Source organism: Mycolicibacterium wolinskyi str. Jessa 2025, assembly GCF_049241375.1.
Lineage (GTDB): Bacteria > Actinomycetota > Actinomycetes > Mycobacteriales > Mycobacteriaceae > Mycobacterium > Mycobacterium wolinskyi.
The window spans coordinates 5,728,604-5,750,702 of the sequence record NZ_CP185960.1; the positions used below are offsets into that span (position 1 = coordinate 5,728,604).

Sequence of the window (22,099 nt, forward strand, 5' to 3'; positions counted from 1 at the left end):
TGCGCAGGTCACCGTGAGGAGGTGCCAAGCGCCTCGACGATGGCTGCGGTGTCCCAATAGAAGGGCCGCATCTCGAGGATCAGCCCATCCCGGACCGTGACCATCTGCAGTAGGGGCCAACTCAATTCAGCGCCACTCGCGCGGGCGGTTGCACGTACGGTGGAGCGGACGAATATGACATCGGCACCAGAGACCAACAATGTGGGGTCGGTAACCACCAACGTCGACCAAACCGCGCCGAACGCCGCCATCCATCGCCGGAAGCCGTCATGGCCCTGCCAACTGCCACCATAAGGCAGTGAACTTGGTTGATGCATCACACAATCGGGATGCAATACCGCGGCCATCGCGGAGAAGTCCTTGGGCTCGGACTGCAAATATGCCGTCTCTGCCGCGTAGAACCGGTGCAGAATCTCTGTGACATCTCGCTCAGCGCCGAGTGGCCCGTCACTCATGTTTTCCCTCGTGTTCGAACGGTACGTAGATCTCTACTGCGCAACCCATCCCCCATCCACGAGGATGCTGCTGCCCGTCACCAACGCCGCAGCCGGTGATGCGGCGAAAGCCACCGCTTCGGCCACCTCGGCAAGAGTCCCGAGTCGACCGATCGGAATCTTCGAGACCAGCGAACGATACGTGTCAGGGTCTGCGAGAAACGTCCGTGTCATCGCCGTCTCAATGAATGTCGGTGCGACTGAAACAACTCGCACCCGCTTCGGCGCCAGCTCGATCGCCAGCGCTTTGGTCAGCCCCTCGACGCCGTGCTTGGTGGCGCAATAGACGCTGCGTTCAGGTGCGCCGACGTGCCCCATCTGGCTGGATATGTTGACGATCACTCCCTTCGATCCGCGTTCGACCACGTTGCGGACGAAAAGCTGCGACACCCGAAACATCGCCCGCAGGTTGAGGTTGATCAGGGCGTCCAGATCGTCACCGCTGACGTCCAGGAACGGTTTCGGCCGATTGACCCCGGCGGCGTTGACCAGAATGTCCACCGGTCCGATGCTGCCGAAGATACCGTGCAGTGCGTTGTCGTCGTTGATGTCGACCGCCAGGCTCTTGGCCCGGCCACCACGCGCCGCAATCTCTCGCTCGACATCCTCCAAATCCGACCGACTTCGGGCCAGCAGAACGACATCTGCGTTGCGCACAGCGAGGAGCTCGGCGACTGCCCGGCCGATCCCACGACTGGCACCGGTGACCACGGCCCGCTGTCCGGCCAGATTCAGTGGCTGCTCGTGCACCCTCAGCCGATCCACGCCAGCTCGGCACCGCCGAACTTGTGGGCTCGGACATCTCCGGAGCGGGCATGACCTTCGAACGATTCCACGCGCGCCGCACGGCCGCACAGCTCGCCCAACGCTGCACTCGCTGCCGGGTTCGAAACTTCCTGGTATGTCACGGTCTTGAGGTACTTGCCGACCCACAGACCTCCGGTGTAGTTCGCGGCTCCACGAGTCGGCAGCGTGTGATTGGTGCCGATCACCTTGTCGCCGTAGGACACGCAAGTGCCCTCCCCCAGGAACAGTGCGCCGTAATTGCTCATCTTCTCGAGCGCTTCTCGCGGGTTCTCCGTCAGGATCTGGACATGCTCGCTCGCATACTGGTCCGCAAGCCGGTACGCAGCACCCAAATCCTCGACGACGGCGACCTCGCCATGGTCGCGCCAGGCGGGACCCGCGAAGTCGGCGGTCGGCATGTCCACGAGCAGCTTGTCGACCTGGTCGATGACCTGCTGTCCCAACGACGCTGAGGTGGTGATCAGGACCGCGGGAGAGTCCGGTCCGTGTTCTGCCTGGCTCAGAAGATCGACGGCCACGACGAACGGGTCGGCATACTCGTCGGCGATGATGAGCACCTCAGTGGGGCCGGCGAAGAGGTCGATTCCGACCTCACCGAACAACTGCCGCTTGGCTTCAGCCACGTAGGCGTTGCCGGGCCCGGCGAGCATGTCGACTTTGGCGATCGTCTCGGTACCGATGGCGAGCGCCGCGACGGCCTGGGTGCCGCCGAGCAGGAAGATCTCGTCGGCGCCGGCAAGGTGTAGCGCAGCTACCGTGGCTGCTGGGATATCTCCGCGTATCGGTGGCGTGCATGCCGTAACTCTCTCTACCCCTGCAACTTTCGCGGTCACAACGGTCATGTGCGCCGACGCGACCAACGGGTATCGGCCACCGGGAATGTAGGCGCCCGCCGAGCCAACAGGGATGTTCTTCTGGCCCAAGTAGACCCCCGGTTCAGGCTCTACTTCGAAGTCCTGGATTGAATCACGTTGGTGCTGGGCGAAAGCCCGAACCCGGTCTTGCACTGTTCGGATATCGGCCAGAACCTGTGGAGGGACGGTTGCGATGATTTCGTCGACCTGCTCGGGGCCGAGCTTGAAACTCGCCGGTGACCAGTTGTCGAACTTCTCTGAATATTCGCGCACGGCGACATCGCCGCGCTCACGGATGTCGGCGATGATGTCGACCACAGTGCGCTGCACCGACCTCGATTGCTCGGCGTCGACCGTGGACGCCCGAGCGGTCTTCAGATACTCAACCATGTGAATCTCCTTGGTGAAAAGCTATTTTGGATGTTGGTGGTCAACTGGGGTGACCGCTGATCATCAGCTCTGCCAGATCGTCCGGATTGATGAACGAGGGCGGCGGGGGCGGGCCCCACTCGAAGAGTCCCTTCGCGCCTTCCAGGGTCTCTGGAGTCCAGAGGGCGTCCTCGGGTATGTGGTCCATATCGCTGTGGTATTCCGCGAAGTTCCCGGCCGGATCCCTGAAGTACCAGAAGAAGTTCGACCCCGCGTAGTGCCGGCCGAGCCCCCACACGTGCCGCTCCGGGTGTCCTTCGAGCAGGCCCATCGCTCCCCTGCCGATGGCGTCGACATCATCGACCTGCCAACTGCTGTGGTGGATGAACGGTAGCGGCGCGCGCTGGACAAGAACATTGTGGTGATCGGTGGAACACCGCAGGAACACACCGACATCTCGAACGACGTCACTGACTTTGAAGCCCAATGCGTCGACGAAGAAACTGCGGCACCGTTCGAAGTCCGGGCTGCCCAAGACGATGTGTCCCAACCGGCGTGGCCGTACCGGGCCGCTCGCCGTCACGCCTGCTGCCCGGGCGTTGACGCGGTCGATACGACCCGGCGCGTTGACCGGCGCGGCGTCGAAGCGCGCTTGTATCAGGCGTGGCATCGCGGCCAGTTCGATCGACACGGCGGTGGTCGGCTCGACCGTCCTCAGTCGCTCGTCGTCGACAGTGGACGAGACACCGATTCCCGCCAGCGCCTTACTCGCACGGTAGAGGTCGTCGGCGTCGTCGACGGCGAAAACGGCGCTCACGAGGCGACGTGACGGTGCGGGCACCAAACGGAGTTGGGGGCCACCGTCGAGCGTCGCGAAGTACCCGTCACCCACGTCGAGCAGACCGAAATCCCGATAGAAGCCGGCCACGGCAGCAACGTCCGGCACGCCGAGAACTATCGAGTCAAGCCGGTGCAGTGCCATGGTCAGACCGCCTGGCCTGCCGCCATCGCCGGCTGTCCGGCCCCATCTTGGGCGGTGACGAATGTCTGTTGCAGTTCGCCGATGCCCTGCACGTAACTGCACAGAACGTCACCGGGGGTGAGATAGCGCGGCGGTTTGCGACCAGCACCGACCCCCGAAGGAGTGCCGGTGAATATCACGTCGCCGGGGTACAGCTCGACGATTTCGGACAGCTGCGCCAGCAGAACCGGGACAGGAAAGATCAGTTGGCTGGTCGAGCCGTGCTGAACGGTCTCCCCGTTGATGGTGGCACCGATTTCCAGATTGTCCGGGTCCGGTATTTCATCGACGGACACCAACTCGGGTCCGATCGGCGAGAAGCCGTGATGAGACTTCGCCAGGCTGAACTGCGGCGCAGGGCCCGAATGTTGGCGCTGCCGTTCCGAAAGGTCCTGCCCCACAGACAATCCCGCGACATGCGACCAGGCGTTCTCGACGGGGATGTTACGGCCACCACGACCGATGACGACCACCAGTTCGACTTCCCAGTCGACCGACCCAGCGGGCAACGGGACGGTGGTGACCGGACCCGATATCGAGGAGACGAACTTGGTGAAGATGACCGGTTGCGCAGGCGGTGCGAAGCCGGATTCACTGGCGTGTTCGCTGTAGTTCAGGCCAACGGCAAAGACCTGCCGCGGGGTCGGAGCCGGTGAGCCGAGGCTCGACGGGTCGACCGGCACCGCCGTCTGCCGCTCCAGCGCCACCCGATTCTCCTGGTACCAGTTCGCAAACTCGTCCCATCGGTCGTAGACAGCCTGCGGATCCGCCGCGAAGAGGCCGTTCGATGCTGCCGCCACGTCGACCGCTCCAGCGCCGACCGAAATATGAAGACGGCCATCCAAGTTCATCACACGCACTACTTGCTCCATCGCCGATTGTCGAGGCGCCCGCTGGGCGCACCACACCATCACAGACCAACCAGTTACGAATGTCAACAGTATTTTCGAAAATAGGTGAGTGTTTCAGGGACTGGTAGGGTGTTCGAAAAACGATCGTAGAGTTCGAGAAGGAGATTCCTCGCATGAAGGCTGCCAGCGCGACCACAACCGGTCGGGCGACCAAGACCAGTGTGTTCGAGGAATTGCGCAGCGACATCCTCGCCGGACGCCTCGAACCGGGCACGAAGCTGCCGTTCGCGAATCTTGTCACCCGGTTCTCCTGCAGCGTCGGCACCATTCGGGAAGCCCTCCAGCGCCTCTCCGAACAAGGTCTCGTGGTGTCGGAATGGCAGCAGGGCTTCAAGGTCACCGAGATCTCGGCAGAAGATCTTGCCGACCTCACCGAAGCACGCTGCGAAATCGAGTCCATGGCACTACGTTTCGCGATCGAGCGAGCAGACATGGAGTGGGAGGCGCAAACGGTGTCCGCCCACCACATCCTCGACCGCACGCCGATGTACGACGATGCCGATCCGGCCAGGTTCACCGAGAAGTGGGTCACCGCCCACGGCGCATTTCATGACGCGTTGCTGCTGGGATGCCCCAACCGCCGCATCCGTACCACGGCCATGTCGCTGCGCGAGTCCGCCGAACTCTATCGACGTTGGTCGGCACCTTTGCATGACCGGGAACGCGATATCGCCGGCGAACACCGTGCCATCGCCGACGCCGTGGTGGCCAGGGACGCCGACCTGGCCACCCGCCTGCTCCGCGAACACATTCAACGCACAACAGACAAGCTTCTGCAGTCCCAGGAGTGACGGCGCGGTCCGCGTCGATGACGAGTCCTCGCGTCGGGCACTCCGACCAGGTGTGACATCCACGGCAGATGCGGTCCCCAATTCCCGTCAGGCCGCAGACTTCCTGGCGATCTCGGGGTCGGCGGATGTGGTCAGCCATCGGGACGCGACGGCGGCGGCGATATAAAGCGCGGCGAAGATCCACACCACGCCGGCGATGCCGACCAGAGGACGGAAGACGGCGACGATGGCCGGCCCCACAAAAGCGGCCAGACCCGAACCGAGATTCAGCATGGCCAGCGCACTGCCGGTGTCCCCGCTGGGTGCCATGGCCGGCATGAGTGCGGATAACGGGACGAAACCGGCGAGGGCGAATCCGTAGAGGCTGCCGCAGATGATGGCGACGGGGAAGTTGTTGCCTGCCATGAGCGGCACGAAATACATCAGGAGCGTGGCAATGGCGCAGCCGAGCGCGCCGACGTAGGTGACGGTGCGCCGCCACCCGAGACGATGGGCAAGGAACCCGATGACGAGGTTGCCGATGAGGTTGGCCACGAATATCAGGGTGTTGAGCAACAACCAGCGTGACGAACTGAAGCCCAGGCCTTCGAAGAAGAACGGGAGGAAGACGAAGAATCCGAACATTGCAGCGGCGTTCACGATCTTGACGCCCAGGCCGATGGCGATCTTGGGCTCGCGCCAGCAGATCGTGATGCCGTCGAGAAGGTTCTTTGCACTCGCGGTAGTGGACAACGCGCTCAGCCCGGTGCGCTCACGCACTGCGAACGAACCGATCGCGCCGCCGATGATCACCAACCCCAGCGACAGCCAAAGTGTCTGGTAGGCACCGATGACGGGGATACTGACGCTGGCGATCAAGGAACCCAAGGTCGGTAATCCCGCGACGAACACGAACCAGAACCAGCCGAGCGCCGGTGACAGCCGGCCGGAAGGTGTCGCGGCGACGATCCAGACCAGAAAGCCGTAGGCGAACAGCGGGTATCCCAGGCCGCGGATCGAGTAGAGAACGATCATGCCGGCGGGTCCAGAGGTGAGGCCGATGGTGAGGAAGAGGACCTCGAAGACGATCCAGATCGCCGCGCCGGCACGCATGACCGCGCGCGGCCCGTACATCGTGGACAACGTGCCCGACAGCCACGAACCTATTGCCACAGCGGCCCCATAGACCGCGATCGCCGTCTCGGCGGTACCCCGAGAAGCGCCCGGCTGTTCGCCGAGAAATGTTGCAATATAACCAGTTTCGATACCGTCGCCGATCATGAACAGCAGTACTGCGAGATAGCCCCAGGCCAGTGGTGCGGGTATGCCGATGCGGATGAGCCTCGAGGTCGGTGCGGCCGGTTGTTGCCCGATCGGAGCGATAGTGCCCATGAAATATCTCCTTTGATATCGGTGGGTGGATCAGACCGCGAGGTAGCCGCCGTCGATGACCAACTCGGCGCCGGTCATGAAGCTCGATTCATCGCCGGCCAGGAACAACGCCCCGAAGGCGAGCTCGCGCGGTGCGGCCGCACGCCCCATGGGCGTCGCGTCGAACACCCGCTTGGTGACCGCCGGATCCTGTCCGGCGATCAGCGGGGTATCGACCAACCCGGGATGCAGCGAGTTGACGCGGATGTTGTGGTCGGCGTACGTCACAGCGGCGTTCTTGCTGAGGGTGCGGACCGCGCCCTTGGCCGCCTGATAGGCCGAGACTCCGGCGGCACCGACGTTGCCCCAGATCGACGAGAGGTTGACGATCGACCCGCCCCCACTGCGGCGCATGTGCGGGATGACCGTGCGCATTCCGTAGAAAGTCCCGGTGAGGTCGACATCGAGTACGGTGCGCCAAGATTCGAGGCTGATCTCCGCGACGCCGTCGTACGAGTGCACGACACCGGCGTTGTTGACCAGGATGTCGATTCGGCCGTCACTGGCCACGATCTCGGAAACCACCGAGTCCCAGTCATGGAGCTTCGTCACGTCGAGTTTGCGCCACCAAATCGCATCGCTCACTGCGCTCTCGGTGATGTCAGTGCCGTAGACGGTCGCACCGTGCTCGGCGAACAGCTCGGCTGTCGCCCGCCCGATACCTTGCGCCGCACCGGTGACGATGGCGACTTTCCCTGCCAAGCGCATGATCCTTGACTCCTTTGTCAAACGAGCCCGCGCCATCACAGCTCGATGCAGATGGCTCGAGCGACACGTGAAGGGGTTCAGCGACGGTGCCGCAGTTGCATGCTCGCGGTGTCTAAGTTGTACGGCGCGAGATTCGAAGTGTCAATGAATTTTCGAAATATTCCCTATTTTCGAAAGTTGGGTATGGTGATGACATGGGAGATTCAAGGACCGTCGCTACGCCGTCGACGTCGGGGGCCGCACAACCACAAGTACGAGCAGAGGACAGCGAGTCGTGATCGTGCATACGGTGACTTTCCGCTGGCACCAGGACGTCACTGCCGGGCAGGTCGACGAATTCACCGCTGCCCTGTCGGCACTGCCATCCCAGATTCCCGTCCTGGCGTCCTATCGCTTCGGACCCGACCTCGGCCTACGCGAGGCGAATGCGGACTACGCGGTGGTCGCGGTGGTGCGAAACGAGGACGACGTCTCCACTTACCTGGACCATCCCGCCCACGTCGCCGTGATCAGGCAGTACACGCAGACGATGGCGGCTTCACGGTCCGCCGTCCAGTTCACCCTTTCGGAAACGGAGGACCTGAGTCGATGACCGATGTGCAACCCAACCATTCGCCACCCAATTCCACCGCAGCGGACCAGGATTGCTGCTTTCTCACGGCGGTGGTGGCGGCATCGATCTCAGTTTCACCGACGACGAAGTGGCCTCACTCATCGAGCTGACGGCGAAGGCAGTTCCGGACGGCTCACCCACCACGTGGTCCTCGCGAAGACAATCGACGTACGCGACGACCTTCCGCGCATCACGGCACCGAACCTGGTGATCAAGGCGACTCGCGACCGCCTTGCCACCCCGGCTCATTCCGATGAACTGGCGGCCGGCATACCAGGCGCTCGTCTTGCGGACCTCGTCTGTGGCCATTCGGTCGCCGCCGAGCGACCGATGCAACTCACCAAGCGATCCTCGTCCATTTGCGGACCTAGCGGGCGGCCCCCCGACGAACGACGAACTACTACAGTCACATCGGCGACTGCAGTAGTTCACTCATCAACTCCCGAGGGCCTCGGCAGTCACCTTTCGAATCGCCTCGGCCAGCCGCGCCCCAGCAACTTCTGGCTCCAATCGATCAAGGCTGTCCGAGAACACCTCCGGACCAATGGATTTCGGAGTTTGCTTGGACAGTATGGCGGCCAAGATGCCGACCACATCCAGCTGCCCCTCGGCGGGAATATCGCGCAGATGCGTCGTCTCATACGTGGGGTCTGGATCCAGGGACCGCGCCGAGCCGTCGGCGACCTGGATGCTGACCGACAATGACTCGGCCACCTCCGTCAGCGCGTTGAAATCCGGTAGCCCTCGGGCGAAGTGCCAGGTGTCCACCATGATTCCGGTGTTGTCACATCCGGCCGCCTCCACTATCGCGCGAGCCGTGTGAATATCCGGGATGCCCCAGAACGGCATGAACTCAAGATCCACATGGGCGCCGCAGGACTGCGCTCGGCGGGCCAATTCACCGAAACACTCGACGAGTTGATCGAATACGACTGCGCCACCATCGAATACGCCAACGGCCAAGATCGATGTCATTTCGAACTGGTCTACGAGTTCAAAGCACTCGTCCATGGAGAAGTCGAATCGCGCTCGGAGCGCCTCGTCGGCAACGCGCGGCACCCGCAGCGGCGCCCAACCCGTGACGGTGTCGAGGTAATCCAGGCGTACACCGTGGTCAGCAGCCGCAGTCCGGACCGCGGCGTATCCACCCAATTGATCGACGGCTGACAACAACGCCGCCGGTGTCAGCGCCAGGTGCGTGAAACCGCCTGCTGCACAAGCCCGCAATTGCCCGAGAAACGCATGCGCTCGGACGTTCGCTTCCCACATCACGAGTTCGGTCGTACCTGCCACGCGTGCTCCACTCCTACGTTGGGCTGACGAGTCAGCACACTCACCGACCCGACGGACATTCGACACCGTACCAAATTTTCGAAAACTCGTTGACAGATCGAAACCACGGTTGATATACATCTGATGTGGCGCACGCCACTTCGACGCCCGGCGGCCTCTCACATCACCGCTCCCACTCCCCGGGCCATCACCGCTGCGACTGGAGTTGTTGTGTCCGTACGCCTTAACTTGGATCTGGCCGACTACCTGATCCTCATCCTTTTCCTGCTCACCACCGTGATCGTGGGGGTTGCCAGCCGTCGAACGGTGTGTACCAGCCTCGACCAGCTCCTTGCCGGCCGCGCGATGCCTGCCTGGATCGCGGGAATTGCCTTCATCGCCGCCGATCTCGGAGCGGTGGAGATTCTGGGCATGGCCGCGAACGGTGCCGAGTACGGGATGATGACAGTCCATTACTACTGGCTCGCGGGCGTCCCGGCGATGGTCTTTCTGGGCATCGTGATGATGCCGTTCTACTACCGATCCAGAGCGCGGTCGGTGCCCGAGTTCCTGCGCCTTCGTTTCAACAAACCGACCCAAGGGCTTAACGCAGTCATCTTCTCTGTCGCCCAGGTCTTGATCGCCGGCGTCAATCTATATGCCCTCGCACTCATCATGCGAGCCCTGCTCGGCTGGGACCTCACTGTGTCGATCCTGGTATCGAGCCTCTTCGTGTTGACCTATCTGACAGTGGGCGGGCTGACTGCCGCGATTTACAACGAGGTTCTGCAGTTCTTCATCATCTTGGCCGGCCTGATCCCGATCACCGTCATCGGACTGCTGTCAGTCGGCGGCTTGGACGGACTGTTCTCGAAGGTGCGGGAATCCACCGAACTCGGGCAGGCCGGCACCACCACGTGGTCGGGAGTCGGCTTGGCCACGGAGAACAACTCCATGCACACCAACATCATCGCGTTGGTGTTCGGACTCGGTTTCGTCGCATCGTTCGGCTACTTCACCACCAACTTCCCGCAAGTCCAGCGGGCAATGGCGGCGCGGAACACGACAGCAGCACGGCGGGCACCGATCATCGGCGCGTTCCCCAAACTGTTGTTTCCGTTCTTGACCGTCATCCCGGGCCTGATCGCCTTGGTGCTCATTCCTCATCTCGGCCTGCCCGGGGGCAGCGATTACAACAGTGCACTGCCGGCATTGATGCAGAAGTTCTTGCCCAACGGCGTCCTCGGCATTGCGGTGACCGGACTGCTTGCGTCATTCATGGCCGGGATGGCCGCCAACATCAGCAGCTTCTGCACGGTCGTCACATACGACATCACGCAGACCTACCTGGTGAAGAATCGACCGGATCGCTACTACCTCATGGTCGCGCGCATCGTTCCGGTGATCGGCGTGATTCTCGCGATCGGCACCGCCTTCATCGCGGCGAGCTACAGCAACATCATGAACTACCTGCAAAACCTGTTCGCTGTTTTCAACGCACCCTTGTTCGCAACGTTCATCATCGCGCTGTTCTGGCGTCGTATGACGCCATGGGCCGGGTTCTGGAGCCTGCTGAGCGGTTCTGCCGCAGCCGGCGGTGCGTACCTCCTGTACTCGTTCGGCATGCTCGACTTCGGCACGCCGATCAACGCATCGTTCTGGAATGCCGCCATCGCATTCGTTGCATCGGCCATCGCCGCCGTGACTGTCTCGATGGTCACCGAGCCCAAGACGGCAGCTGAGCTCGACGGGCTGGTGTGGCGAAAAGGGTTGTCGCTCAGCGAAGGCGGACCGGGCGAACAGGTGTACGCAGCAGACCGATCAAGGCTCTTCTCGCCGGTGGCGCTTGGCGCCGTTGCGCTGGCGAGTTGCGTTGGACTCTATCTAGTGATGTGAGGAATCGACCATGACCACAACGAATTCACTGCCATCCGCGCCGTCGGACGAAGATGACGATTCACAGGCACACCCCGTCCGCCGCGGCTTCTGGGAGCACGCAACCGATATCCGCGCGGTAGCGGGCGCGCTGTTCGCATGCTACGGAACGCTGCTCACGATCCGAGGGCTCATGGCAACCGAAGCCGCGATCGAACAGTCGGAGGGCGTGAACATCAATCTGTGGACAGGGGTTGCGATGCTCCTCTTCTCCGCGACCTGCCTGTATCTCGGGCCTCTCCGAGGACGTATCGGGGCCAACGCAAATCGCCAATGAGCCCGGACCCTCAAACAGGCATCTCCAAATGTTGACATTGACAAATGTCACCAATTGCTGGTGTACTCGTCGCACGCTTCGACGAGGAGGTCGGCATGCCGGAATTACCCCGACGGGGATCGATCCGGTCCCGTAGCGCGTCCACGATCACTGGCTTGACGTTGCGCCGGCTGAGCGGGGCGCTACCACCGGAGAGCCTGTGGGGCCTGTGGGCATCGCGGCAATTGATCGCTCAGATCATGAACACCTTCGGCCCCGCGCTGGACGGCGCCCGTGTCGAACGGGTCGACATCCGCACGGCCGACCGCACGCGCGTCGTGGGTGAATGGGTGCGGGCACCCAACGTCACGTGTGCGGACCGCGCCGTCTACTACATTCACGGCAGCGGGTTCGCGCTGTGCTCACCGCGCACCCACCGACGGCTCACCGCATGGCTGTCGCGGCTGACCGGGCTGCCGGTCTTCTGCATCGATTACCGACTCGCGCCCGAGTACCGGTTCCCCACCGCCGCCGACGACGTTCGGGCGGGCTGGGATTGGTTGACCACCGAATACGGGATGGCACCGGATCGAGTCGTGATGGCCGGTGACTCCGCGGGTGGGCACCTTGCCGTCGACCTGCTCCTCCAGCCCGATGTCGCACATCCGGCCGGCCTGACCCTGTTGTCGCCCCTCGTCGACCTGACCTTCGCACAGGCCCGGGCCAGGGAAAGCCTGCGCCGAGACCCGGCCATCCGAGCGGCCGACGCCGCCCGGCTCATCGGGTTGTATTGCGCGGGCGTCGATCTCACCCATCCCCGCCTCACACTCGACGTCGCCGGTGGGCGCTGTCTGCCGCCCACGTTGATCCAGGCGGGTGGCGCCGAGATGCTCGTCACGGATGCCCGTCAGCTCGACACCGACATCCGCGCCGCGGGCGGGCAGAGCGAACTAGAGGTCTGGCCGGACCAGGTGCACGTATTCCAGGCGCTGCCCCGATTGAGTCCCGAGGCCCGGCCTGCCATGCGCCGAGTCGCACAGTTCATCACAGATTCACTGCACCCCAACGGAGTCAGGCAGGTGGCCGGATGAACATCTTCGGCAGCGGTCCCAAACGCAGCCGTGGGGCGAACGCCGTCGTCACCGGCGCGGGCAGCGGTATCGGGGCGGCGTTCGCGTCCGAACTCGCGTCCCGCGGCAGCCGCGTGGTGTGCAGCGACATCGATGAGGAATCCGCCAGAAGGACAGCCGACGCGATAGTCGCCGACGGCGGACAAGCCACGGCAATGCACTGCGACGTGTCGCTGATCGACGAAGTCGTCAAACTCGCCGATGACGCTCAGGCCTGGTTCGGCGGCCCACCGTCGCTGGTGATCAACAACGCCGGGGTGGGCGCGGGCGGAAAGCCGGTCGGGAGTACCGAACTCGACGACTGGCGCTGGGTCCTCGGCATCAATCTGTGGGGCCCGATCCACGGCTGCCACGTGTTCACCCCGATCCTGCGCGCGGCAGGCACCGGACACCCGCGCGGCATCATCAACGTCGCATCGGCCGCGGCGTTCGGCGCTGCACCCGGGATGGCCGCCTACAACGTGAGCAAGGCCGGCACGTTGTCGTTGTCGGAGACACTGGCCGCCGAACTCGCGGGCACGGGGATCAACGTCACCGTGTTGTGCCCGACGTTCGTCAAGACCAACATCGTCCAATCGGGCCGGATCACAAGCGAATCCAGCGAGCTCGCCGACCGGCTCATGCGCTGGACCGGATTCTCGGCGCAGCGGGTGGCCCGCATGTGCCTGGATACCAACGACCGCGGCGGGCTGTACTGCATGCCGCAACCCGATGCCCGGATCGGCTGGGGCATCAAACGACTCACCCCGACGGTGTACACCCGCGCCGTCGGTCTCACGAACCGCATCACCGGCTCTCAGGAGGTTTAGCGATGGCCATGGACATGGACAGAATGCTGGCGAAGATCAAGGACCGCCAATGGGCGCTGGCCGACATCGACTGGGACGCCCCGGGCGCGGAGACCATCAGTGACGAGTTCCGGCCGAAGCTCAAGGCGTTCATGGCCGATCTGTGCTGGATCGAGAATGTCGGCGCCCGCGGATTCGCGGCGCTGGCCAAGAAGGCACCGACGCCGACGATCGCCGAGATCTACCGCTACTTCCACGCCGAGGAGCAACGCCACGCCAACGCTGAACTCGCCCTGATGAAGCGCTGGGGCATGCTCGACGGCGACGAGATGCCCGAGCCGAACGTCAACATCCGCCTGGCCATCGAATGGCTGGACACCTACGCCGACGACATGCCGCTGTCGGTGCTCGGCACCGTCATCCCGATGCTCGAGGTGGCGCTCGACGGCGCCCTGCTCAAGTTCCTGCTCGAAGAGGTGCACGATCCGGTCTGTCACCAGGTCTTCGAAAAGATCAACAACGACGAATCCCGGCACATCGCCGTGGATTTCGAGGTGCTCAACATGATCGGCCACGCCAACGCACGCCGCCTGGCCGTCGAGTTCGTCGGCAATATCGCCTCACCGGGCGTGATCATCGGCGCGCTGATGTACGTGCCGCTGCTCAACCGCATGCGCAACAACATCGTCGACATGGGCCTGCAACCCGAGAAGCTCTACAAGGCGATGATGCGGTTCAAGGAACTCGGCGGCCGCGCCGAGTACACCTGGCGAGTCCCGAGCTATCAGCTGCTGAAGCTGCACTCACGCATGGTGGTCAACCCGCGAAATCCCTACCACTGGATCGCCAATCCGATGGTGTGGGCCTCCGACCGGTACCCCACCAAACTGCTGAAACCGATCCCATCCTGGTTCAAGGAGCTGACCCACGAGCCGGCGGCCTGACATGCACACCTATGACACCCTGATCGTCGGCGCCGGGTTCACCGGGATCGGCACGGCCATCAAACTCACCGAGGCCGGAGTGGACGATTTCGTCATCCTCGACCGCTCGGACCGCGTCGGGGGCACCTGGCGCGACAACACCTATCCCGGTGCGGCATGCGATATTCCGTCGCTGCTGTACTCGTTCTCGTTCGTCAAGAACCCGGACTGGTCGCGGGCCTATTCTCCGGCCGACGAGATTTGTCGGCACATCGAGGACATGGTCGACGCCTTCGACCTGCGCAGGCACATCCAGTTCGGCGTCGAGGTCAACGGCTTGGCCTTCGACGAGACCGACGGGGTGTGGACCGTGAAGACGACGGGCCGCAAGAGTTATCGGGCCCGCACCGTCGTGCTGGCCTCCGGTCCCCTGCCGGATCACAAATGGCCCGACATCCGCGGACTCGACACCTACGAGGGTCACAAGATCCACAGCGCCCGCTGGGACCACGACTACGACTTCACCGACAAGCGGGTCGCGGTGATCGGTACGGGCGCCAGCGCCGTGCAGATAATCCCGGAGCTCGTGAAGACGGCGGGCTTCGTCAAGGTCTTCCAGCGCACTCCGGGCTGGGTGATCCCACGCCTCGACATCGCCACGCCGCCCGCAGCGCGGACATTGTTCTCGAAAGTCCCTGCGGCGCAACAGCTCGCCCGCCAGATCCTGTTCTGGGGACATGAGGCCAGTGCCACCGCCATGGTGTGGGACACCCCGCTGACCGGGCTGGTCGCCCGGCTCGGCAAGGCGCACCTCAATCGGCAGGTCAAGGACCCGTGGCTGCGCAGACAACTCACCCCGGACTTCACCCCGGGCTGCAAGCGCATGCTGGTCTCCAGCGACTACTACCCGGCACTGCAACGCGATAACTGCAAGCTCATCGACTGGCCGATCGCGACCATGAGCCCGGTGGGCATCCGCACGAGCGATGGCATCGAACACCACCTCGACGCCGTCGTGTTCGCGACCGGCTACGACGTGCACCTGACCGGCCCGCCATACCCGGTCACCGGCCTGGGCGGGCGCTCACTGGCCGACGAATGGTCCGGCGGTGCACAGGCATACAAGAGCATCAATGCTCACGGCTATCCCAACCTGTTCCTGATGACCGGACCGAACTCCGGGCCGGGCCACAACTCGCTGCTGGTCTACGTCGAGGGGCAGATCGACTACGCCGTCACGGCCATCACGACGATCCTCCGGAACAATCTGCGCTACCTCGACGTGCGGGCCGACGTGCAGCAGCGGTACAACGCCCGGCTGCAGAAGCGGCTGACCAAGACCACGTGGATGTCCGGCTGCAACAGCTGGTACCTGACCGCCGACGGATTCAACGCCTCGATGTACCCCGGATTCGCCACGCAGTATCTTCGACAGATGCGGGATTTCCGGTTCGGCGACTACGACGCGGCGGTGCGGGGTGCGTCGGACGCGGCATCCGCGCAGGACACTCCGGTCGCGATCACCTCATCACCCTGATGCCTGCCGCCAAGCAGCCTCGGCAACAGGCAGGTGCGATCTCGCAGATCCTGCGGCGGGTGCGCCGCGGCTCCAGAGATGTCATCGACAGTGCGGTGTCACAGCTCTTCGACGCCGCGGTCCATCCGGACGGTGTCGCGGCTTCCGGCGAATACCGGATCGACGAGCTGGCCCAGCTCGCCGGGACCACCACCCGCAACATCCGGGTGTACCGCGATCGCGGCTTGTTGCACCCACCGCTGCGGGTGGGCCGTATCGCGCTGTTCAACGACACCCACCTGACGCGGCTGCGCCTGATCACGTCGATGCTGGATCGCGGCTACAACATCGCGCATGTCCACGAGATGCTGTCGGCCTGGGAGCAGGGCAAAGACATCGGCGATGTGCTCGGCCTCGAAGACGCGATCGCGGGCAGCTGGGCGACCGAGAAGCCGCAACGGATGCCGCTCGCCGACGGCAAGCGGCTGATCGACGACGATGCCGCATTCGACCGGCTGGTGGGAAACGGTGTCATCAAGCTCGACGACGGCGACGCGATCATCGTGCGGCCCAAGCTGATCGAGGCCTTCAACGAGATCCGGCAGTACGGCGTCGGGATCGACATCCTGATCGACATTCACGAGCAGGTCGTGCCGCACCTCGACGAGATCAGCTCGATCCTGGTGCGAGCCGGGGTCGACCAGGTGGCCGAGAAGATCAAGCCTGGCGCGTCGTTGCCTGCCGACACCGAAGTGGCCGAACTGATCACGATGCTGGTGCGGTTTCGCACGCAGGCCGTCGCGGCGGTCAGCGCGACCCTCGCGTCTTCGATCGAATCGACCATCGAGTCGGTGGTCAGTCAGATGTTGACCGAGTACGTCGAGAAAGCGGCCGAGCAGTGATCGAGCGCCGGGCCCTCACTCCCACTCGATGGTGCCCGGCGGCTTGCTGGTGATGTCGAGCACCACGCGGTTGACCTCGGGCACCTCGTTGGTGATCCGGGTCGAAATCCGTTCCAGCACTTCGTAAGGCACGCGGGTCCAGTCCGCGGTCATCGCGTCCTCACTCGACACCGGCCGCAGCACGATCGGATGGCCGTAGGTCCGCCCGTCGCCCTGCACCCCGACCGATCGGACGTCGGCCAGCAGCACCACCGGGCACTGCCAGATCTGGTGATCGAGGCCGGCTGCGGTGAGTTCCTCGCGGGCGATGGCATCGGCCCGGCGGAGCGTGTCCAACCGCTGCGCGGTCACCTCACCCACGATGCGGATACCGAGCCCGGGGCCCGGGAACGGCTGGCGCCCAACGATTTCCTCCGGCAGGCCGAGTTCGCGGCCGACGGCCCGCACCTCGTCCTTGAACAGCAGCCGCAGGGGTTCGACGAGCTTGAACTTGAGGTCATCGGGTAGCCCGCCGACGTTGTGGTGGCTCTTGATGTTGGCGGTGCCGCTGCCGCCGCCGGATTCGACGACGTCGGGATAGAGCGTGCCCTGTACCAGGTACTCGACGTCACCGTCGTTGGCTCCCACGGCATCTCGCACCGCACGCTCGAACGACCGGATGAACTCACGGCCGATGATCTTGCGCTTGCCTTCCGGGTTGGTCACCCCGGTGAGTGCCTCGAGGAAGCGATCGGCAGCGTCGTACGTCACGAGGTTGGCGCCGGTGGCGGCGACGAAATCGCGCTGAACCTGCGCCCGCTCCCCCGCCCGCAGCAGGCCGTGGTCGACGAACACACAGGTGAGCCGATCGCCGATGGCACGCTGCACGAGGGCGGCCGCCACCGCGGAGTCGACGCCACCCGACAGCCCGCAGATGGCCCGGCCGTCACCGATCTGTGCGCGCACCGCCTCGATGAGCTGCTCGGCGATGTTGGCCGCGGTCCAGGTGGCCCCGATGCCCGCGAACTCGTGCAGGAACCGGCTGAGGACCTGCTGACCGTGCGGGGAATGCAACACCTCGGGGTGATACTGCACCCCGGCCAGCCGGCGGGCGCGGTTCTCGAACCCGGCGACCGGGGCACCGGCGCTGGACGCGACGACGTTGAAACCGTCCGGCGCGGCGGTGACCGCGTCGCCGTGGCTCATCCACACCGGCTGGATGTCGGGCAGTTCCGAGTGCAGGTCGCCACCGGAGACCCTCAGCTCGGTCCGCCCGTACTCGCTGGTCCCGGTGTGTTCGACGGTGCCGCCCAGCGCCTGGGCCATGGCCTGGAAGCCGTAGCAGATGCCGAAAACCGGAACGTCGAGGTCGAACAACGCGGGATCGAGTTGCGGAGCGCCTTCGGCGTACACGCTGGCCGGTCCGCCGGACAGCACGATGGCCTGCGGGTCCTTGGCCTTGATGTCTTCGACGCTGGCGGTGTGCGGGACGACCTCGGAATACACCCGCGCCTCACGGACTCGCCGCGCGATCAGTTGGGCGTACTGGGCGCCGAAGTCGACGACGAGGACAGGGCGGGGAGATTCTGCTGCCACCGGTTCAGTCTAAGAGCTGCGGATATTCCGTCCACGCCACCCGCATGGAGCCGATCACATATGGCAATGCCGGTATGGGACCGCCGGAAAATGGGCATGGTGGAGTAGACCCGTCCCCAACCGAAAGTGAGGACGTCTGTGCTGGGGCTGCCCGAGCCGATTACGGCCTGCCTGTTCGATCTCGACGGTGTGCTGACCGACACGGCGAGCGTGCACAAGAAGGCCTGGAAGGCCATGTTCGACGACTATCTGCGGGCGCGCTCCGAACGCTCCGGCGAGCCGTTCGTCGCGTTCGACATCGGCACCGACTACCTGAGCTACGTCGACGGGAAGCGGCGTGAAGACGGGGTCCGGTCGTTTCTCGCGAGCCGCGACATCACCCTGCCCGAGGGCGGTCCGGACGACAACGGCGGCGCCGAGACCGTGCACGGCCTCGGCAACCGCAAGAACGAGATGTTCCACAAAACCCTGCGGGAGGAGGGCGTCGAGGTGTTCGACGGCTCACGGCGGTATCTGGAGGCGGCCGCGGCGGCCGGGCTTCGCCGCGCGGTGGTGTCCTCGAGCGCCAACACCCGCGAGGTGCTCGAAGTCACCGGGCTGGCCCAGTTCGTGGAGCTGCGGGTGGATGGCGTGACCCTGCGCGACGAACACATCGCGGGCAAGCCGGCGCCCGACAGTTTCCTGCGGGCCGCCGAGTTGCTCGACGTCTCCCCCGCCCAAGCCGCTGTCTTCGAGGACGCGCTGTCGGGCGTCGCGGCGGGACGCGCGGGCAATTTCGGGTTCGTCGTGGGAGTGGACCGGGTCGGGCAGGCGCGGCAGTTACGCCAGGACGGCGCCGACATCGTGGTCACCGACCTCGCCGAGCTGCTGTAGCCGATGATGATCACCCACGACGCCTACCCGGTCGAACCCTGGCAGGTCCGCGAAACCCGGTTGGACCTCAATCTCCTGGCGCAGTCGGAGTCGCTGTTCGCGTTGTCGAACGGCCACATCGGCCTGCGGGGCAATCTGGACGAAGGCGAACCCTACGGCCTGCCCGGCACCTACCTCGCGGGATTCTTCGAGGTGCGGCCCCTGCCGTACGCGGAGGCCGGATTCGGCTATCCCGAGGCAGGTCAAACCGTCGTCGACGTCACCAACGGCAAGATCCTGCGGCTCCTCGTCGACGACGAGCCGTTCGACGTGCGTTATGGCGACCTGATCGACCACGAGCGCACACTCGACATGCGGGCCGGGACGCTCACCCGCCGTGCCCAATGGCGATCGCCCGCGGGCAAGCAGGTGCGCATCGTCTCCACCCGCCTGGTGTCGCTCGCCCAGCGCGGGGTCGCCGCGATCGAATACGTCGTGGAGGCGATCGACGAATTCGTCCGGGTGACAGTGCAATCCGAGCTCGTCACCAACGAGGACCAACCCGAGACGACGGGCGACCCACGCGTCTCGGCAGTGCTCAAGCACCCGCTGCAAGCCGTCCATCACGAAAACACCGACCACGGCGCACTTTTGGTGCACCGCACCCGCGGCAGTGGGTTGATGATGGCGGCCGCGATGGACCACGACGTCGACGTGCCGGGCCGCGTCGAGGTCAGCACCGACGCCCGCGAGGATCTGGCCCGCACCACCGTCATCTGCGGGCTGCGGCCAGGTCAGAAACTGCGGATCGTCAAGTACCTCGCGTACGGCTGGTCGAGCCTGCGGTCCCGCCCGGCGCTGCGCGATCAGGCCGCCGCGGCCATCACCGGCGCCCGCTACAGCGGGTGGCAGGGTCTGCTCGACTCGCAGCGGGCCTACCTCGACGAGTTCTGGGACTGCGCCGACGTCGAGGTCGAAGGCGATCCGGACTGTCAGCAGGCGGTTCGCTTCGGGCTTTTTCACGTACTGCAGGCCAGTGCGCGTGCCGAGCGCCGCGCCATCGCGGGCAAGGGACTCACCGGCACCGGATACGACGGCCACGCGTTCTGGGACACCGAGGGTTTCGTGCTGCCGGTGCTCACCTACACCAAACCGCAAGCCGCCGCCGACGCGCTGCGGTGGCGCGCTTCGACACTCGACATGGCTCGCGAACGCGCGGCGCTCCTCGACCTCAAGGGCGCCAGCTTCCCGTGGCGGACGATACGTGGCGAGGAATGCTCGGCGTACTGGCCTGCGGGCACGGCGGCCTGGCACATCAACGCCGACATCGCGATGGCGTTCGAGCGCTATCGCACTGTGACGGGCGACGATTCACTGGAGAAAGAGTGCGGCCTCGCGGTGCTCGTCGACACCGCCCGGCTCTGGATGTCGCTCGGTCACCACGACCGCCACGGCGTGTGGCATCTCGACGGCGTGACCGGGCCCGACGAGTACACCGCGGTGGTCCGCGACAACGTGTTCACCAATCTGATGGCCGCCCACAACCTTCGGGTCGCCGCCGACGCGTGCACCCGCCATCCCGACGCGTCCTACGCGATGGGCGTGACCACCGAGGAGACCGCGGCCTGGCGAGACGCCGCCGATGCCGCGCACATTCCCTACGACGAGGAGCTGGGTGTCCATCCGCAGTGCCAGGGGTTCACCACCCTGGCCGAATGGGACTTCAACGCCAACACCACCTATCCGCTGTTGCTCAACGAGCCCTATGTCCGGCTCTACCCGGCACAGGTGCTCAAGCAGGCCGATCTGGTGCTGGCGATGCAGTGGCAGAGCCACGCCTTCACCCCGGAACAGAAGGCCCGCAACGTCGACTACTACGAGCGGCGCACGACGCGTGATTCGTCGCTGTCGGCGTGCACGCAGGCGGTGATGTGCGCCGAGGTCGGGCATCTCAAGCTCGCCCACGACTACACGTACGAAGCCGCGATGATCGATCTGCGCGATCTGCACAACAACACCCGCGACGGGTTGCACATGGCTTCACTGGCCGGTTCCTGGACCGCGCTGGTCGGCGGATTCGGCGGTCTGCGTGACGACGAAGGCATCCTCTCGATCGACCCGCACCTGCCAGACGGCATCTCGTGCCTGCGTTTCCGGTTGCGCTGGAAAGGCTTTCGCGTGACGGTCCATGCCGACCACCAGCAGGTCACCTACACGGTCCGCGACGGACCCGACCACACCTTGGCGATCCGGCACGCCGGAAAAGACCTCGTGATCAACACGAACGCGCCGACCACCGTCGCGGTGCAGCCCGTGCGCCCGCTGCTTCCGGCCCCGCCGCAGCCCGTGGGACGCGAGCCGTTGCGGCGCCGCGGCGGCTAGCGGTCCGGTTCGAGTATTCGCGCGATCTCGGCACCGACGCTGTGTTGCACGTCGGCTCGGCTGACCTCTTCGATGCCGGCCGCCGAGCGCAGGAACGGTTCGAACAGACGCCAACCCAGTTGCAGAGCAACGGCATTCGCCACCGCCATGCGGGCCCGGCGCTCGTCGTCGAATTTCGGCACCACCTCGTCGAGTAGCCGTGCGACGCCAGGGAACCGGGTCTGTAACTGGCCCACCGGATAACCGTCGAGCAAGGCTCTCGCCATGACGCGCGTGTGCTGGTCGAGGGTGCGTTCGATCTCGTCGGCCTCGGCACCGTCGCCCAACAGCGCGGTGAGGCGCGCCCCGAGGTGTTCGAGCACGGCGCCGACAAGGCGTTCCTTGGTGCCGAAGTGCCGATAGACGAGCCCATGGTTCACGTTGGCGCGCGTGGCGATGTCCCGGATCGAGGTGCCGGCCGGACCACGTTCGGCGAACAGTTCCGCGGCGCCGGCCAGCGTCGCCGCCACCACTTCGTCGCGGCCGACCGGGCTGGCGGCGCGCTTTGCCGGTGGCGTGGGCGTAGTCACGTGGCTACACTAGCGGAAGTC

The 22,099-nt window shown here is 64.8% G+C and carries 22 protein-coding genes; 11 read left to right on the forward strand and 11 right to left on the reverse strand.

Annotated elements, in window-relative coordinates:
* Positions 1–8 precede the first annotated feature (8 nt).
* The 5 genes from ACOI2T_RS28330 to ACOI2T_RS28350 are packed head-to-tail and all read right to left on the reverse strand — an operon-like array spanning position 9 to position 4,405.
* On the reverse strand, positions 9–455 hold the full coding sequence (locus ACOI2T_RS28330; protein WP_409501957.1) for a nuclear transport factor 2 family protein: 447 nt from the start codon (positions 453–455) through the stop codon (positions 9–11).
* 33 nt (positions 456–488) lie between these two features.
* Positions 489–1,259, reverse strand: a complete 771-nt coding sequence (locus ACOI2T_RS28335; protein ID WP_409501958.1) for an SDR family NAD(P)-dependent oxidoreductase — start codon at positions 1,257–1,259, stop codon at positions 489–491.
* Positions 1,247–2,545, reverse strand: coding sequence for a histidinol dehydrogenase (hisD, locus tag ACOI2T_RS28340; RefSeq protein WP_409501959.1), 1,299 nt, complete (start codon positions 2,543–2,545; stop codon positions 1,247–1,249). The genes ACOI2T_RS28335 and hisD overlap by 13 nt, the downstream gene beginning before the upstream one ends.
* Positions 2,546–2,585: 40 nt before the next feature.
* The gene (locus ACOI2T_RS28345) at positions 2,586–3,506 is read right to left on the reverse strand and encodes a VOC family protein (RefSeq protein WP_409501960.1); all 921 of its coding nucleotides are present in this window, start codon (positions 3,504–3,506) and stop codon (positions 2,586–2,588) included.
* A 2-nt stretch (positions 3,507–3,508) separates the two neighbouring features.
* Positions 3,509–4,405: a fumarylacetoacetate hydrolase family protein gene (locus tag ACOI2T_RS28350; RefSeq protein ID WP_409501961.1), complete on the reverse strand. Its 897-nt coding sequence runs from the start codon at positions 4,403–4,405 to the stop codon at positions 3,509–3,511.
* A gap of 164 nt (positions 4,406–4,569) precedes the next feature.
* Between ACOI2T_RS28350 and ACOI2T_RS28355 the strand changes: the two genes are divergently transcribed.
* A complete protein-coding gene (locus ACOI2T_RS28355; RefSeq protein WP_409501962.1) occupies positions 4,570–5,247 on the forward strand; it encodes a GntR family transcriptional regulator in 678 nt (225 codons plus the stop codon).
* Between the two features lie 87 nt (positions 5,248–5,334).
* Here ACOI2T_RS28355 and ACOI2T_RS28360 read toward each other — a convergent pair whose 3' ends face one another.
* Complete coding sequence (locus ACOI2T_RS28360; protein ID WP_409501963.1) at positions 5,335–6,618, reverse strand: MFS transporter; 1,284 nt, start codon at positions 6,616–6,618, stop codon at positions 5,335–5,337.
* Positions 6,619–6,648: 30 nt separating this feature from the next.
* Complete coding sequence (locus ACOI2T_RS28365; RefSeq protein ID WP_409501964.1) at positions 6,649–7,365, reverse strand: SDR family NAD(P)-dependent oxidoreductase; 717 nt, start codon at positions 7,363–7,365, stop codon at positions 6,649–6,651.
* A gap of 289 nt (positions 7,366–7,654) precedes the next feature.
* Between ACOI2T_RS28365 and ACOI2T_RS28370 the strand changes: the two genes are divergently transcribed.
* Positions 7,655–7,957 carry a Dabb family protein gene (locus ACOI2T_RS28370; RefSeq protein WP_409501965.1) on the forward strand — a complete coding sequence of 101 codons (303 nt, stop codon included), beginning with the start codon at positions 7,655–7,657 and terminating at the stop codon, positions 7,955–7,957.
* Positions 7,958–8,020: 63 nt separating this feature from the next.
* Here ACOI2T_RS28370 and ACOI2T_RS28375 read toward each other — a convergent pair whose 3' ends face one another.
* Together ACOI2T_RS28375 and ACOI2T_RS28380 are read right to left on the reverse strand one after the other, a co-directional pair.
* Positions 8,021–8,287 carry a hypothetical protein gene (locus tag ACOI2T_RS28375; protein WP_409501966.1) on the reverse strand — a complete coding sequence of 89 codons (267 nt, stop codon included), beginning with the start codon at positions 8,285–8,287 and terminating at the stop codon, positions 8,021–8,023.
* A 126-nt stretch (positions 8,288–8,413) separates the two neighbouring features.
* Positions 8,414–9,391 (reverse strand): sugar phosphate isomerase/epimerase family protein, encoded by a 978-nt coding sequence (locus tag ACOI2T_RS28380; protein ID WP_409501967.1) that lies wholly within the window; start codon positions 9,389–9,391, stop codon positions 8,414–8,416.
* 90 nt (positions 9,392–9,481) lie between these two features.
* Between ACOI2T_RS28380 and ACOI2T_RS28385 the strand changes: the two genes are divergently transcribed.
* The 7 genes from ACOI2T_RS28385 to ACOI2T_RS28415 all read left to right on the forward strand — a co-directional run bounded on the left by ACOI2T_RS28385 (position 9,482) and on the right by ACOI2T_RS28415 (position 16,700).
* Positions 9,482–11,146: a sodium:solute symporter family protein gene (locus ACOI2T_RS28385; protein WP_409501968.1), complete on the forward strand. Its 1,665-nt coding sequence runs from the start codon at positions 9,482–9,484 to the stop codon at positions 11,144–11,146.
* 10 nt (positions 11,147–11,156) lie between these two features.
* The gene (locus ACOI2T_RS28390) at positions 11,157–11,462 is read left to right on the forward strand and encodes a hypothetical protein (RefSeq protein WP_409501969.1); all 306 of its coding nucleotides are present in this window, start codon (positions 11,157–11,159) and stop codon (positions 11,460–11,462) included.
* 95 nt (positions 11,463–11,557) lie between these two features.
* Positions 11,558–12,532 carry an alpha/beta hydrolase gene (locus ACOI2T_RS28395; protein WP_409502355.1) on the forward strand — a complete coding sequence of 325 codons (975 nt, stop codon included), beginning with the start codon at positions 11,558–11,560 and terminating at the stop codon, positions 12,530–12,532.
* Positions 12,529–13,380: an SDR family NAD(P)-dependent oxidoreductase gene (locus tag ACOI2T_RS28400; protein ID WP_409501970.1), complete on the forward strand. Its 852-nt coding sequence runs from the start codon at positions 12,529–12,531 to the stop codon at positions 13,378–13,380. Before ACOI2T_RS28395 ends, ACOI2T_RS28400 begins: the two co-directional genes overlap by 4 nt.
* Before the next feature lie 2 nt (positions 13,381–13,382).
* Positions 13,383–14,303: a ferritin-like domain-containing protein gene (locus ACOI2T_RS28405; RefSeq protein ID WP_409501971.1), complete on the forward strand. Its 921-nt coding sequence runs from the start codon at positions 13,383–13,385 to the stop codon at positions 14,301–14,303.
* 1 nt (position 14,304) lies between these two features.
* Positions 14,305–15,819 carry a flavin-containing monooxygenase gene (locus ACOI2T_RS28410; RefSeq protein WP_409501972.1) on the forward strand — a complete coding sequence of 505 codons (1,515 nt, stop codon included), beginning with the start codon at positions 14,305–14,307 and terminating at the stop codon, positions 15,817–15,819.
* Positions 15,819–16,700, forward strand: coding sequence for a MerR family transcriptional regulator (locus ACOI2T_RS28415; RefSeq protein WP_409501973.1), 882 nt, complete (start codon positions 15,819–15,821; stop codon positions 16,698–16,700). The genes ACOI2T_RS28410 and ACOI2T_RS28415 overlap by 1 nt, the downstream gene beginning before the upstream one ends.
* Before the next feature lie 15 nt (positions 16,701–16,715).
* Here the strand turns inward: ACOI2T_RS28415 and guaA are convergent, their stop codons facing one another.
* Positions 16,716–18,275: a glutamine-hydrolyzing GMP synthase gene (gene guaA / locus ACOI2T_RS28420; RefSeq protein ID WP_409501974.1), complete on the reverse strand. Its 1,560-nt coding sequence runs from the start codon at positions 18,273–18,275 to the stop codon at positions 16,716–16,718.
* Between the two features lie 126 nt (positions 18,276–18,401).
* On the opposite strand from guaA, the gene ACOI2T_RS28425 reads away from it, so the two are divergent.
* Together ACOI2T_RS28425 and ACOI2T_RS28430 are read left to right on the forward strand one after the other, a co-directional pair.
* A complete protein-coding gene (locus tag ACOI2T_RS28425; protein ID WP_409501975.1) occupies positions 18,402–19,148 on the forward strand; it encodes a beta-phosphoglucomutase family hydrolase in 747 nt (248 codons plus the stop codon).
* 6 nt (positions 19,149–19,154) lie between these two features.
* Positions 19,155–21,509: a glycoside hydrolase family 65 protein gene (locus ACOI2T_RS28430; RefSeq protein WP_421877434.1), complete on the forward strand. Its 2,355-nt coding sequence runs from the start codon at positions 19,155–19,157 to the stop codon at positions 21,507–21,509.
* Here the strand turns inward: ACOI2T_RS28430 and ACOI2T_RS28435 are convergent.
* Entirely contained in the window at positions 21,506–22,078 is a 573-nt protein-coding gene (locus tag ACOI2T_RS28435; RefSeq protein WP_409501976.1) for a TetR/AcrR family transcriptional regulator, read from the reverse strand. The two genes, ACOI2T_RS28430 and ACOI2T_RS28435, sit on opposite strands and share 4 nt — an antisense overlap.
* Positions 22,079–22,099 lie beyond the last annotated feature (21 nt).